The sequence below is a fragment of the Acuticoccus sediminis genome (genome assembly GCF_003258595.1).
Taxonomy (GTDB): domain Bacteria; phylum Pseudomonadota; class Alphaproteobacteria; order Rhizobiales; family Amorphaceae; genus Acuticoccus; species Acuticoccus sediminis.
Genome location: NZ_QHHQ01000003.1, coordinates 46,006 through 59,922 on the forward strand (window position 1 = coordinate 46,006; position 13,917 = coordinate 59,922).

General features: G+C 65.1%; 13 protein-coding genes. 8 read left to right on the forward strand and 5 right to left on the reverse strand.

What is annotated here, in order from left to right:
- Window positions 1–312 precede the first annotated feature (312 nt).
- Both lon and DLJ53_RS14465 read left to right on the forward strand, forming a co-directional pair.
- On the forward strand, window positions 313–2,757 hold the full coding sequence (gene lon, locus DLJ53_RS14460) for an endopeptidase La (protein WP_111346422.1): 2,445 nt from the start codon (window positions 313–315) through the stop codon (window positions 2,755–2,757).
- Between the two features lie 518 nt (window positions 2,758–3,275).
- Entirely contained in the window at window positions 3,276–3,554 is a 279-nt protein-coding gene (locus DLJ53_RS14465) for an HU family DNA-binding protein (RefSeq protein ID WP_111346424.1), read from the forward strand.
- A 66-nt stretch (window positions 3,555–3,620) separates the two neighbouring features.
- Here the strand turns inward: DLJ53_RS14465 and DLJ53_RS14470 are convergent, their stop codons facing one another.
- On the reverse strand, window positions 3,621–4,781 hold the full coding sequence (locus DLJ53_RS14470; RefSeq protein WP_162409223.1) for an AI-2E family transporter: 1,161 nt from the start codon (window positions 4,779–4,781) through the stop codon (window positions 3,621–3,623).
- Window positions 4,782–4,894: 113 nt separating this feature from the next.
- On the opposite strand from DLJ53_RS14470, the gene DLJ53_RS14475 reads away from it, so the two are divergent.
- The 4 genes from DLJ53_RS14475 (at window position 4,895) to DLJ53_RS14490 (ending at window position 8,880) form a co-directional block, all read left to right on the forward strand.
- Window positions 4,895–5,923 (forward strand): YihY/virulence factor BrkB family protein, encoded by a 1,029-nt coding sequence (locus tag DLJ53_RS14475; protein ID WP_162409225.1) that lies wholly within the window; start codon window positions 4,895–4,897, stop codon window positions 5,921–5,923.
- A gap of 104 nt (window positions 5,924–6,027) precedes the next feature.
- On the forward strand, window positions 6,028–6,225 hold the full coding sequence (locus DLJ53_RS14480) for a CsbD family protein (protein WP_111346430.1): 198 nt from the start codon (window positions 6,028–6,030) through the stop codon (window positions 6,223–6,225).
- A 209-nt stretch (window positions 6,226–6,434) separates the two neighbouring features.
- Window positions 6,435–8,171, forward strand: coding sequence for a sensor histidine kinase (locus DLJ53_RS14485; RefSeq protein ID WP_162409227.1), 1,737 nt, complete (start codon window positions 6,435–6,437; stop codon window positions 8,169–8,171).
- A 226-nt stretch (window positions 8,172–8,397) separates the two neighbouring features.
- Window positions 8,398–8,880 (forward strand): pyridoxamine 5'-phosphate oxidase family protein, encoded by a 483-nt coding sequence (locus tag DLJ53_RS14490; RefSeq protein ID WP_162409229.1) that lies wholly within the window; start codon window positions 8,398–8,400, stop codon window positions 8,878–8,880.
- 119 nt (window positions 8,881–8,999) lie between these two features.
- Here DLJ53_RS14490 and DLJ53_RS14495 read toward each other — a convergent pair whose 3' ends face one another.
- A complete protein-coding gene (locus DLJ53_RS14495; protein ID WP_111346436.1) occupies window positions 9,000–9,536 on the reverse strand; it encodes a sigma-70 family RNA polymerase sigma factor in 537 nt (178 codons plus the stop codon).
- The gene (locus DLJ53_RS14500; RefSeq protein WP_111346438.1) at window positions 9,533–9,745 is read right to left on the reverse strand and encodes a NepR family anti-sigma factor; all 213 of its coding nucleotides are present in this window, start codon (window positions 9,743–9,745) and stop codon (window positions 9,533–9,535) included. Before DLJ53_RS14500 ends, DLJ53_RS14495 begins: the two co-directional genes overlap by 4 nt.
- Before the next feature lie 274 nt (window positions 9,746–10,019).
- On the opposite strand from DLJ53_RS14500, the gene DLJ53_RS14505 reads away from it, so the two are divergent.
- Window positions 10,020–10,835: a response regulator gene (locus DLJ53_RS14505; RefSeq protein ID WP_111346440.1), complete on the forward strand. Its 816-nt coding sequence runs from the start codon at window positions 10,020–10,022 to the stop codon at window positions 10,833–10,835.
- Between the two features lie 70 nt (window positions 10,836–10,905).
- Here the strand turns inward: DLJ53_RS14505 and DLJ53_RS14510 are convergent, their stop codons facing one another.
- The gene (locus DLJ53_RS14510; protein WP_111346442.1) at window positions 10,906–12,267 is read right to left on the reverse strand and encodes a deoxyribodipyrimidine photo-lyase; all 1,362 of its coding nucleotides are present in this window, start codon (window positions 12,265–12,267) and stop codon (window positions 10,906–10,908) included.
- 159 nt (window positions 12,268–12,426) lie between these two features.
- On the opposite strand from DLJ53_RS14510, the gene DLJ53_RS14515 reads away from it, so the two are divergent.
- Window positions 12,427–13,053, forward strand: a complete 627-nt coding sequence (locus DLJ53_RS14515; protein WP_146619956.1) for a hypothetical protein — start codon at window positions 12,427–12,429, stop codon at window positions 13,051–13,053.
- Window positions 13,054–13,238: 185 nt separating this feature from the next.
- On the opposite strand, the gene DLJ53_RS14520 is transcribed toward DLJ53_RS14515, so the two are convergent.
- Window positions 13,239–13,874 carry an aspartate/glutamate racemase family protein gene (locus DLJ53_RS14520; protein ID WP_111346446.1) on the reverse strand — a complete coding sequence of 212 codons (636 nt, stop codon included), beginning with the start codon at window positions 13,872–13,874 and terminating at the stop codon, window positions 13,239–13,241.
- Window positions 13,875–13,917 lie beyond the last annotated feature (43 nt).

Consider the following 13,917-nt stretch of genomic DNA (forward strand, 5'->3'; position numbering starts at 1 on the left):
CGGTATGCAGTTGAGTAGGCGTGTCGCCGCTGTCAGTGTTGGGAGTACGGCGCTCTCAGGTATCGGTCAGCTTGCAGGTGAACGCCTAAGCGACGCCTTTGGCGCGACGAGGCCAGCCCGGGTCAAGCCTTGAAGTCGGCCCGTGTGAGGGCCACCTCGTCGCCAGTGATGCGATGGTGCATCCACGACGTTCGCCGGCGTACCACCTGACAATCACGTGGGTGGCTGACAGAATGAACAGACGCGTGCGGTGGACGGTGGCTCGACTCGTGCATGATGTGGCGAGCTCGGGCCAAGCTGAAAGGACAGTTCATGGCAAAGTCGGACGACAATCGCGACACCGGGCCGAACGTGGCCGCGGGCACATACCCGGTTCTGCCGCTGCGGGACATCGTTGTCTTCCCGCACATGGTCGTGCCGCTTTTCGTGGGTCGCGAGAAGTCCATCCGCGCGCTTGAGGAAGTCATGCGTGCGGACAATCAGATCCTCCTGGTAACCCAGCGCGAGGCCGGGGACGACGATCCCAAGCCCGAGCGCCTCTTCACCATCGGCACGCTCGCGACCGTGCTGCAGCTCCTCAAGCTGCCCGACGGCACCGTCAAGGTGCTCGTCGAGGGGACGGCGCGCGCCGAGATCGACAGTTTCACCGACCGCACCGAGTTCTTCGAAGCCGAGGCCGAGCTGGTCGCCGAGCCGCCGTACGACGAGACCGAGGCGCAGGCCCTCGCACGCTCGGTTGTGTCGGAGTTCGAAAATTACGTCAAGCTGAATAAAAAGATCTCTCCCGAGGTCATCTCCGCGGTCAGTCAGATCGAGGACCACGCGAAGCTCGCCGACACTGTCGCGTCGCACCTGGTCGTCAAGATCCCGGTCAAGCAGGAGATCCTGGGTACCGCGTCGGTGATCGAGCGCTTCGAGAAGGTGCTCGGGATCATGAACGGCGAGATCTCCGTCCTTCAGGTGGAGAAGCGGATCCGCTCGCGCGTCAAGCGCCAGATGGAGAAGACGCAGCGCGAGTACTATCTGAACGAGCAGATGCGCGCGATCCAGAAGGAGCTGGGCGACGGCGAGGACGGCAAGGACGAGCTGGCCGAGCTGGAAGAGCGCATCAAGACCACCAAGCTCTCGAAAGAGGCGCGGGAGAAGGCCGAGGCGGAGCTGAAGAAGCTGCGCCAGATGAGCCCGATGTCCGCCGAGGCGACGGTGGTGCGCAACTACCTCGACTGGCTGCTGTCGATCCCCTGGAAGAAGCCGTCCAAGGTCAAGAACGACCTGGATAATGCCCAGCAGATCCTCGATATCGACCACTTCGGCCTGGAGAAGGTGAAGGACCGCATCATCGAGTACCTGGCCGTGCAGGCCCGCGCGAACAAGCTGAAGGGGCCGATCCTGTGCCTCGTCGGCCCTCCGGGCGTCGGCAAGACCTCGCTGGCGAAGTCCATCGCGAAGGCCACGGGCCGTGAGTTCGTGCGCATCTCGCTGGGCGGCGTGCGCGACGAGGCCGAGATCCGCGGTCACCGCCGGACCTACATCGGCTCGCTGCCGGGCAAGATCGTCCAGTCGATGAAGAAGGCCAAGAAGTCCAACCCGCTCTTCCTGCTCGACGAGATCGACAAGATGGGCATGGACTTCCGCGGCGATCCCTCGTCGGCCCTGCTCGAGGTGCTGGATCCGGAGCAGAACGCCAACTTCATGGACCACTACCTGGAGGTCGAGTACGACCTCTCGTCGGTGATGTTCGTGACCACGGCGAACACGCTCAACATCCCCGGTCCGCTGATGGACCGCATGGAGGTGATCCGCATCGCCGGCTACACCGAGGACGAGAAGGTGGAGATCGCCCGTCGCCACCTGATCTCGAAGTCGGAGTCCGACCACGGCCTGAAGAAGGGCGAGTTCTCGATCGAGGACGAGGCCCTGCGCCAGCTCATCCGCCGCTACACGCGGGAGTCCGGTGTTCGTAATCTCGAGCGCGAGATCGCGACCCTGGCCCGCAAGGCGGTGAAGGAGATCCTGATCTCCAAGGGCAAGACGAAGTCGATCAACATCGACATCGAGAAGCTCGAGGAGTACCTCGGCCCGCCGCGGCACCGCTACGGCCAGGCGGAGATGGAGGATCAGGTCGGCGTCGCCACGGGTCTCGCGTGGACCGAGGTCGGGGGCGAGCTGCTCACGATCGAAGGCCTGATGATGCCGGGCAAGGGCAAGATGACCGTCACGGGCAACTTGCGCGACGTCATGAAGGAGTCGATCTCGGCTGCCGCGTCCTACGTCCGCTCGCGGGCGCTCGATGTGGGCGTCGCCCCGCCGATGTTCGACCGGCGCGACATCCACGTCCACGTGCCGGAAGGCGCGACGCCGAAGGACGGCCCGTCCGCCGGTATCGCGATGGCGACCGCCGTCGTGTCCGTGCTGACCGGCATCCCGATCCGCCGCGACGTGGCGATGACGGGCGAGATCACGCTGCGTGGTCGCGTCCTGCCCATCGGCGGCCTGAAGGAGAAGCTCCTCGCGGCGCTGCGCGGCGGGATCGCCACCGTTCTGATCCCGGAAGAGAACGCCAAGGACCTGGTGGACATTCCGGACAACGTGAAGAACGCGCTGGAGATCGTGCCGGTGTCGCGGATGGACGAGGTCCTGCAGCGCGCCCTGGTGCGCATGCCCGAGCCGATCGAGTGGACCGAGCCGGAGTACCCGGCGGAGACCGCAGGCAAGGGGAGCGCAGACGATGACGAGGCCACCTTTCGCGCCCACTGAGGCGTTGGCCAAGCGCAACACCTGACCTCCGGTCGGGTCACATGTGGAAAAGGCGGGGGAAACCCCGCCTTTTTTGCGTTGAAGGCTCGCCCAAACTCTGAAATGTCTGTCAGAGGCTGAGGGGCAGGACCGGTTGTCGCACGCGATGGCGACTCCCGGCCACGAGAGCCTTGCGACTGTCGTAGAATATCTCCGGCAAGACTTATTGTTGCTCGGTGATTACCATCGTTCCGCCCCGCTTGGCTTGGAGGCGAATCGATCGGGTTTCGCGAATCGCCAGCAGATCCGGCCTCCGCGATTCGCGAGCCGCCTCATGCGGCCAAACTTTGATTCGCGATTTCTTGGCTTTTGCGCGCCTAAAGCGACCCATCGCGCGTCAAACGGGCGCACCTTTCGCATTTTCGTAAGGTTTGAGGGTCAATTTCCCAGGGAAATAGGGCTCTTTTCATCGAAATCGTCTAGGCGTAGGGCGATAGTGATGACAGGGTAGCCCGGTCATCCGCAAAGGGAGAGACGGAATGAAGAAAGCCGAACTCGCCGCCGAGGTGGCGGAGCAAGCCAACATCGACGCCAAGGCCGCGGCCAAGGCGGTCGACGCCACCTTCAACGCCATCGTCAACGCAATGAAGGCCGGCGACGAAGTGCGCATCACCAACTTCGGTGTGTTCAGTGTGACGGACCGGCCCGAGTCTCAGGGGCGCAACCCCCAGACCAAGGAGCCGATCACGATCAAGGCGGCCAAGGTCCCGAAATTCAAGCCGGGCAAGCCGCTGAAGGACGCTCTGAACGAGGGTTGATGCTGCGACCGGCAAGGTCGCAGCCGGACCGACCGGACCCGGCAAGGGTCCGGCGGTCCAGCTCGCTCACGGCAGGCGCGGGAGCTCCAGCTCGGGCGCCGGCTCGTCCTCTTCGGCAATCGACGTCGTTCCCGACAGGAACGTGCCGAAGAGCTGCATTTCGGGGATATTGTCGCTCATCACCTTCACGATGATGAGGATCGGCACCGCCAGGATCACTCCGGCCACGCCCCAGATGAATCCCCACAGCGCGATCGAGAGCAGGATGGCGACCGGGTTCAACTCCAGTCGCTGTCCCAGGACGCTGGGCGTGATGAAGTGCCCCTCCAGCGTCGTCAGCGTGAAGTAGGCGAGGCCCGGCGCCAGCGCCCAGATCGGGTCGTTGTACGTCAGCAGCCCGATGAGCATCCCCGACCCCGTGCCGATCAGCGACCCGACGAACGGCAGGTAGTTGAGGAGGAAGGCCGCAAGACCCCACAGCGCGGGGCTCGGCATGTCGAGCAGGTACATCGTGATGGCGATGCTGACGCCGAAGCCGGCGTTGATGATCGTGATAGTCAGCAGGTACTTCGAGACGGTGGTGACGATATTGTTCACCACCAGCAGCGAGCGCTTCTTGTCCGACAGCTTCGGCGAGGCGTGGACGATCTTCTCGTAGATCAGGCGGTTGGTGACCAGCAGAAAGTAGGTGAGGGCGATCGCGACCACGAGCGTGGAGGCGATGTTGCCGATGTTCGAGGCTGCCCGGTTGAGGAGGCCCGGCTGGCGCACCACGACCTCGCGCACCATCGGGTCGGACGCGGCCTTGGTGATCTGCTCGACCTCCTTGCTGGCCTCGGTGATCGTCTCGAGGGGATTGCGGAACTCTTCCAGGCGAAGCTTGAGCTGACGACCGATGGTCGGGGCGTCGTCGATGAAGCTGGTGACGGGCTGCGCGAGCGTCAGCGCGGCAATGCCGAGCGCCATCGTCACGGCGGAGACGAGCAGGAACGCCGACAGTCCCGGCCAGATGCGGCGCTGAAGCCACAGGTTGATCGGCGTCAGGGTCAGGGAGATGACGAACGCGAGCACCACCGGCAGGACGAGGCTCTCGGCATAGTCGAAGGCGGCCAGGACGCTGAGGGTGGCGAGAATGATGAGCGGCGCCTTGACGCCCGATCCCACGTGAACCGGGACCTTCTTCGGGAATTGTTCCTCGTCGAGGCGGATTTGATCGTCGGCGGACAAGCGAGCGGCTCCTTCCGTGAGGGCAGCGGGTCGGGTAGGTCTACCCATCAACGCCGCAACCCTGAGCAACGTTCGTCTCAACCTGACGTGATCGGTAAAAAAAGGACCTGACTTTGGATGCATCATCGCGACTGACATCACTGAATCAGGATCCGGAGCGGCGCAAACCTGTCCCTCCAAGCAAACTTCCTTACCACGAGCGCCTCAGGGGGCGGGCCGCGCACAACCCGTTCCAGATCGGCTGGCGCGGCTGGTGGGACATCCTCCTTCGGGTCATTCAGCGGGTCAGCATCGACAATCTCGGGCTCATCACGGCGGGCGTGACGTTCTACGTCTTCCTGGCGCTGATCCCGGCGATGATCGCGGTTGTCTCCTTCTACGGCATCACGACCTCGTCGCTGACGCTGGAGACGCACGTCTCCTTCCTGCACGGCTACCTGCCGGATCAGGCGATCGAGTGGATCTCGCATGAGATCGGGCGCGTGTCGAAGGCGCAGGAGAACGGGCTCACCCTCACCTTCGTGCTCAGCTTCGGGCTGTCCCTGTGGTCCATGAACAATGCCGTGATCGCGCTCTTCGGGGCGATGAACATCGCTTACGGGGAGGTGGAGAAGCGCGGGACCATCGCGCTCTATCTGCGCGCCTTCGGCGTGACGCTGGCGGCGCTGATGGTGGGGATCGTCATGATCGGCGCCATCGTCGTCGTGCCGCTGGTGTTCGGCGCGGCGAACGGCGGGCTCGACTATGGCGGGCGGCGTGTCACCGCGCCGCTTCTCTTCGTGGCGGTGGCGATCGCCTCGGCGATGATCTACCGGCTGGGACCGAGCCGGCGGGCGGCTCGGTGGCGCTGGATCTCGGTCGGCGCGGTCACCGTGGCGGCGGGGTGGCTCGCGGCCTCGACGCTGCTCTCCTGGTACCTGTCGAACATCGCCAACTACGCGGCGATCTACGGCTCGCTCGGCACCGTGATCGCGCTCATGTTCTGGTTCTACATCTCCATCTACATCCTGCTCCTCGGGGCGGAGCTGGCGGCGGAGGTGGAGCACCAGACGATGGTGGACACCACCGTCGGTCCCGAGCAGCCCGTCGGCCGCCGCGGCGCGTACGTTGCCGACACCGTGGGCAGGGCGTCTAACGTCTAGTCACTGAGGGAAGGTTGCCGCGACATGGTTGCATAGGCGGTGATGCAACAAATCCCGTTCTTGCCCGTTTGCTCACCACAGACCCAAAGTAAGCGGAGAAAGTCATGAATTGGGATCAAATCTCTGGTCAGTGGAAGCAGATGGCCGGTCGCGTGCAGACCGAATGGGGTGAGCTCACCAACGACGACGTCAATCAGGTCGAGGGCGACCGGCTCCGCCTCGAGGGCATCATCCAGGAACGCTACGGCAAAACCAAGGAAGAAGCTCGGCAGGCGGTCGACGCGTGGCTCGACCGGCTCTAGATGAGATTATAACCAGATTAAGATCGTGAGGGGCAAAGTCCCCGAAGTTCTGATCAGTATCGATCCCGGGCATCGAGCATATTTGCTCGGTGCCCGATGAAACAGGGTTGTCGTGCATGAACGGGTCGGCTGACGCCGCCACAACTATTGCGATCGCTCAGCTCGGCACTGTAGCCGCGTTGGTGATTTTTGCGATTGTGGGGCGGGGCGTGACCGCTCGGTGTCTTGCACTGCTCGCGGGTTGCGTCCTGTTCCTGTCGAGCGACCTCGTGTGGCAGGTGGCGGGGTGGGCGAGCGACGTCCCCGCGTCCCTGCCGGCGAGCGTCGGAATCGCGGATTTCGCCACCGCAGCCACGGGAACCCAGCTCGCAGTCGCGATGGCGACCGCTGCTGCGGCGATCGGCGGCGTCGTGCTGGTGCTCGCCTACGCCGTGCGGCGCGTGGCCGGCGCGCATGACCGCACGGGCGTCAAGCCCGACCTGACGGCGACGCCGCAGGCGGCCGAGGCGCGCAACAAGCGGCTCATGGGCATCCTCCAGCGGGAGCACGAGAAGTTGCGTTCCGTGCGCGAGATGCACCGCTATCTCGAACTCGCCACACGCAATTCCCAGATTACCGTCCTCTTTCAGGATTTGGATTTACGCTACCAGTGGGTCGTCAATCCGCGCCCGTACCTGATTCCCGAGGACATCGTCGGCAAGTCGGACGAGGAGATCCTGCCCGAGCAGGTCCGTCCGCTGGTGATCGGCCACAAGACGCGCGCCCTCCAGACCGGCACCACACAGACATTTGAGATCGAGATCCCCGGCAACGACGAGCGGGCGTGGTTCCGCATGGACGTCGTGCCGATCTCCAACGATGACAACCGCCTGACGGGACTCGTCTGCACCGCGATCGACATCTCCCGCTCCAAGCGGCTCGACATGATGCGGACGGACCTGTCGCGGCGTCTGGCCGAGACGCTGCAGCGGTTCAATCTGGCGCTGCGGTCGGAAAAGATCATGGTGTTCAGCCAGGATACGGACCTGCGCTACACGTGGGCGAATTCCGACGAGACGCAGATCGGCTCCATCATCGGGCGGACCGACGACGAGGTCGTGCCCGAGCCGGACCGCGCGCAGATCATGGGCCTCAAGAAGCGCGTCATCGAGACGAAGCGGCCGGTGTCGGGCGAGATCGGCGTGGGCGAGGGGGCGGACCGGCGCTGGTACGACCTCCATATCGAGCCGAACCTCAAGCCCGACGGCACCGTGCTCGGCATCACCTGCGCGTCGATCGACATCACCCACCGCAAGCGCAACGAGGAGCAGATGCGCCTCGTGATGCGTGAGCTGACGCACCGCACCAAGAACCTCCTGACGGTGGTGATCGCGATCGCCCGGCAGACGAGCACGCAGTCGCCGACGGTGGAGGCGTTCGTGCCGGCGCTGATCGCCCGGCTGCGGGCGCTGTCGGCGGCGCAGGACCTGATCGTGGCGGACGAGTGGGCCGGCGTCGACATCGGCGACCTCGTCCGCGTCCTGGTGGGCCAGTTCATCCCGCCCCATTCCTCGCGCGTGACGATCTCCGGCCCGCCGGTGATCCTCTCGCCGGAGGCCTCGCAGAACCTCGGCCTCGCGATTCACGAGCTGGCGGCGAACGCGGTCCAGTATGGCGCGTTTGCCAATGCGAAGGGCTCGCTCGACGTGTCGTGGGCGGTGAAGACCGTCGACGAGAAGGAGGTGCTCTCCTTCACGTGGGCGGAGACCGGCGGCCCGGCGGTCAGCGAGCCGACGCGCCGCGGCTTCGGCATGACGGTGATCGAGCGCAACCTCTCCCGCGCGCTGCGGGCGGACGTGGACCTCGCGTTCACACCGGGCGGGCTCGTCGCGAACATGACCCTGCCGCTCGAGGGGATCGTGCCGTTCGCCAGTCCCGACCGGGCTCTCCTGGCCCAGGCGAGCTGAGGTCCAAAGGGCCCCGCGCGGAACGCCGCCGGGGGCCCGAAGTTCCGCCACCGCAACAATTTCATTTAACGTAGAGTCCTGTGATTCTACGCGTTTTCTGTCGATTTCTGCGGACATCGCGGAACGTCGTCCCCGACTCGCGGATTGATCTCACGAATGGTCACGCGGGACCCAAGGGTCGTTCGAGTGCGACCCGTGAGCCCCGTGTGCAATGCTGGAGATGCAAATGACAAAGGACGAAATCGACCTCGTCTGGCGAGAGATCAGTCGCATCGAGACCTGCATGATGGTGACCCAGGACGGGTCCTTGGTCCGCGCCCGCCCCATGGTGGGGGTCGCGGATCGCTCCGCCGGGACGATCTGGTTCGTGACGAGCCGGGCCGACCACAAGGACGACCAGCTCCGCCGGGATCCGCGCGTGTGTCTCTCCTATGTGGACACCGAGAGGAAGACTTACGTCTCGGTATCCGGAAAGGCGTCGCTGCTGTCCGACCGGCAGAAGATCGAGGAGCTCTGGACGCCGAACATCGAGGCCTGGTTCGACCGCGGTCCGGACGATCCGGCGGCGCTGCTGATCGCGGTGCGGCCGGAGGTCGCCGAGGTGTGGGACGACCCCAACGCCGAGCTGATCGGCGCACTGGAACTCCTCACGGCGTCCTCGGGCGCCGACGAGCCGGGCTTCCGCCCGGGCAACAAGATCAAGCTATGAGGGGAAGGGCGCGCTCGGTTCGGGCTCGCGAAGCCGGGCACGGGTGCGCAAGCGGCGTCCGTCGCGGGATCGTCGAGGTCGGCGATGAGGCGCCGGGCCGTCGACGATCTCGTGGCAGGTCAGAACTTGCGGGCGTCGACGACGGAACGGCTCTGGTGGTCGGGTCCGTAGTCGGCGCCTGACTGCAGCGACAGCAGCTCGGCGAGGCGCGTGCGGGCGCGGTTGACGCGGCTCTTCACCGTGCCGACGGCGCAGCCGCAGATCTCCGCCGCCTCGTCGTAGGAGAAGCCGGAGGCGCCGACCAGGATGAGCGCCTCACGCTGGTCCGCGGCGAGCTTGTCGAGCGCCTCGCGGAAATCCACCATGTCGAGGTGCCCGATCTGTTCGGGATGGGTGGAGAGGTTGGCGGCGAGCTTGCCGTCCGCGTCCTCCACCTCGCGGCGCTTCTTGCGAAAGTCCGAATAATAGACGTTGCGCAGGATGGTGAAGAGCCATGCCCGCATATTGGTGCCGGCCTCGAACATGTCGATCGAGGCCCAGGCCTTCATCAGCGCTTCCTGAACCAGATCGTCGGCCCGCTCGGCGTTGCCGCACAGGCTGACCGCGAACGCGCGCAGGTTCGGGATCTGGCGAATGAGCTCCTCTTTGACGCTCATTGCTGATCCGCGCTTTCGTCGTCGTTCGAAGGATGCGTCGCGTCGTCCGACTTGTCCGCGCTCACCTGGTCGAGTTTCATGAGAAGCTCGACCAGCTTGTCGGGGATTGGCTCGACCAACACGGAATCGTACAAAGTTCGCAACTGCTTTCCAATCAACGACTGCATCGCATCGTCCTGGGGGGTGCCCGGCCTATCGTCGTCAGTCATCGCGCACCGTCGGGCATTCCTTCACAATTCAATTTCCATCCTCCGGTTCCACGCCGCTGCCGCTTTGCCCGAAAACCAGCCATCCGGGCCTGGGATCGGAACAATCGTGCGGGGCGGACGTTAGAACGCATACCTTGTCGGAACGGTTTGGCGCTTCGTTCGTTCCATCAGTTCTAGACCGATCGAGGCACTTGCTGATTTGGTGCGTGTGGGGTCGCGCACGCAAGGTAGTGAGTCTAATCGGTTTAGGAATCGAACTCGTCAAGGAACGGTCATGTCGCTTGCCAGAACCATCGCGCCGCATATCCCTTATATGCGTCGCTTCGCCCGCTCGCTTACGGGCAGCCAACCCAGCGGGGACGCCTACGTCCAGGCCGCGCTCGAGGCTCTCATCGAAGATCCCTCGATGTTTGACGAGTCCATTCCGCCGCGCGTCGCGCTGTACCGGATCCTGATCCGCATCTGGGATTCGATCGACCTCAACCACGAGACCGCGCCGCGGACCGCAGTGTTCGAGAAGCGCCTCGACGCGATGGTGCCGCGCGCGCGGCAGGCCTTCCTGCTGACGACGGTGGAGGGCTTCTCGCTGCAGGAGGCCGCCGCGATCCTCGACACCGACATGAACGGCGTCCGCAAGCTCATCGACGAGGCGGGCCAGTCGATCGCCGAGCAGGTCGCGACCAGCGTCCTCATCATCGAGGACGAGCCGATGATCGCGATGGACCTCGAGGCGCTGGTGGAAGGGCTCGGCCACGAGGTCGCCGGCATCGCCCGCACGCACACCGAGGCGGTCGAGGCCGTCAAGGCGCGCCGCCCGGGCCTCGTGCTGGCGGACATCCAGCTCGCCGACGGCTCCTCCGGCCTCGACGCGGTGAACGAGATCCTGGCGTCGATGACGGTGCCGGTCATCTTCATCACCGCCTATCCGGAGCGGCTGCTGACGGGCGAGCGGCCCGAGCCGGCGTTCCTCATCACCAAGCCGTTCGAGACCGACACCGTGAAGGCCGTCGTCAGCCAGGCGCTCTTCTTCTCGACGGGCGAGACCGAGGCCGGCGGCGACAGCGCCAGCGTCCAGCCCTCGGCGGTCTGACGCCGGGCGCCGGTACGGGCCAACGCCAACGACATGACGAGTGGCCGCTGCCTCGCCCTGGCGGCGGCCGTTACAGCGCGTTGGCCCACTTCACGCAGGCGTCGATATCGAACTTCCGCTCCAGGCCGCTCGCGGTCATGGTGCGGACCTTGCCGAACACGTTCCGCTCCGGCCAGCCCCGGTCGTGCAGCCCGAAGAGCCAGCCGACGTTGGCGTACGAGTTCGCATCCCGGCCATCCAGGAAGTACTTGTTGTTGAGGTAGAGGGCGGTCGCGTAGGCCGTCTTCGGCGTGTTCGTGTACGCGATGATGCGCTTGCCCCAGTACATGCGCAGCGCGTTGTGGAGGTAGCCGGTGACGCGCATCTCCCGCATCGCGGCGTTCCAGTAGGGATCGTCGGTCTTCCCCTCCTCGAGCTGCCTGCGCGTGAAGGTCCTGTCACGGGGGTCGCCGGCATGGTGCTCCAGCGTCTCGCGGGCCCAGACGGGGAGTGCCTTATAGCTGTCGTACTCGGGAGAATAGTGGACGAAATTGATGGCAAGTTCGCGGCGGACCAGCATCTCCTCCACGTAGGACGCGCGGCTTTCGTCATGTCCCTTCACGTCCTGGACGGCGTGGTAGATCTCGAGCGGAGAAATCTGGCCGAAGTGCAAATAAGGGCTCATCACGGAAACGTGACGATTAATAATGTCTAAACGTTTGTCTCCGTAGTAAGGAAAATCGTCCTGCAGAAACGCCTTCAGATGCTTGCGTGCCTCTGAAATCCCACCTCTGATTTGGGTGACGGCGGGGACCGACATGTCGCATCCGAGGCCTTCGGCGAAGGCGGTGACGTCGGTCAGGTGCTGGTCGTCCTTCGATCCGAGGTCCTTCGCCTCGTGCTTCAGGCGCACGGTCTGTGGAAGATCGAGGAAAGCGGGGAGGGCGCGGTGCACCCTCGGACGGAACGTCCTTGCGGCAGTTTCCTGCTTGCCCGACGCCTCCTCGACGGGGACGATCGCGTCGCCCTCGACCATCTCGACGAGGCAGTCGCACTCGCGGGCGAGCGTGCGCCGCCACTCCACCAAATGCCGCAGATATCCTCGGTCCGTGACCACGACGGCGGCCTCGCGCGCGACCTTGACGGCCACCTCCGGCGGGCTGCCGAGGCGCAGTGAGAAGGCCGCGCCGCGCTTCTCCACGGCCGCGATCGTCTCCTTCAGGCCCTCGAGCATGAACGTATAGTGCCGGATGTTCGCATCCGGATAACCGGGATCGACGACGAAGAGGACGAGGAGGGGGAGCCCGCACTGGTTCGCCCAGTATGCTGCCCGTTCGAGCGCCGGATTGCCGTGCGCCCGCTGACTGTGCTGCATCCAGTAGAGGATAAGTTTCGCCTCTTTGCGAGGCGCACGGTCGTTCAACGCCGCCGAACGGCGGGCGTGCGCATCCATAAGTACCCCTGTCGCGCGCTTGCGTTGCGATTCGTTTAGGGGTATATGGAGAACATCAACATATATGGGAACCCAACTTCCCGTTTAACGTTGGTATGTCATCGGTGGAAAGTTAAATTTTCCACAAGAAGTGATGTCGAATGTCCGCGGACCGGTCTTGTGGCCAAGGTGCAACATAACCAACTGTGGACAACCACGGCGCAAGTCAGTGCCGCACGCAAAAGCCGCAGGGGCGGCAGAGGGCTTACGCCCACTGGAAGGAGAGCTCGGATGTCAGTGTTCGGTCGTACCGCAGTCGTGGCGTTGGTCTTCACTGGTTCCGTTGCGGCAGCAGCCTACGCTGCAAACAATGAAAAATTCTATAACGGCGTGACGTCGACCGTCGGCAATCTTGCCCGCCACGTCGAACTTGCCAGCAACGTGATGTCCGGCGACGCCCATATCGCCGATCCGACCGTCATGACCACCGCGAAGCGGAACACGGACCGCATCGAGTCGTCCTCGGTCGTGACCCATGTCGAGGTGGTCGGCGGCGGCAAGCGCCAGCGCATCGTGCTGCTCGACCCGGAAGGCCGGGAAGTCTTCACGCACGATCCCGAGGCGAACACCACGATCATCGCCAAGGACGTCGTGATCCCGTCTATCACCGTGCGTGACAGCAAGGACGACATCGCGGAGCTTCGCGTCGTGACCGCCGCCGCGCCGATCGAGGCGCCCGCCGAGCTGCGTCAGGCGCTGGCCGAAAACGCTGCCCGTCCGGACCTCTTCTACCGCGACGACCTCTAAGCGAGCCCGGACCGGAGCCGCACACGGCGGCTCCACCGAAATGAATTCGACCGCTGCGCCCCGCGCGGCGGTCTTTTCGTATGCGCGGCCGGCGACGTTCGCCCGGGTTGCCTGCGCCTGAAGGGTCTGCCCCTTTCGCGGATCCCGTCGCACTCGCCGCACCAGCCGCACCCGCTGCGCTCGGCCTAGGCCAGGGCGACCGTGCCGATGGCCATCGAGACCGCCGCCTGCGTCGGGTCGATGACCGGGACGCCCAGTCGCTCCTCCAGCGCCTTGCGGTGCGCGGCCATGCCGGCGCAGCCCATCACGATGGCGTTCGCGCCGTCCTTGTCGCGCAGCTCGGTGCCGACCTCCGTCATCCGGTCGAGCGTGGACGTGCCGGAGGCCGTCTCCGCCACGCTGAGGCCGAGGGCGCGCTCGCCCGCGAGGCGGTCCATCAGCCCCATCTGCCGCAGATAGCGGATGTGCCGCGGGATCGAGCGGTCCTTGATCGCCAGCACGCCGAACCGCTCCCCGCGCGACAGCGCCGTCAGCACGCCGCACTCGGCGATGCCGAACACCGGCCGGTCCGTCGCCTCGCGGCAGACGTGGATGCCGGGGTCGGAGTAGCAGGCGATGATGAACGCGGCGGCATCGTTGCGCTCGCGCACGAGCCGGGCGAGGGGGAGCGTGACGGACTCCACGTCCTCCTGCGTCTCGACCCCGAACGGACCTTCCGCGAGCGTCATGCAGGCGATCTCCGGCCCTTCCGCGAAGCGCAGCGGCTCCAGCGCGGCGTCGATGCCCCGCGTCACCGCGTCGTTGGAGTTGGGGTTCACCACCAGAATGCGTTGTTTAGCCCCAGCCACCTGATATCCTCCATGC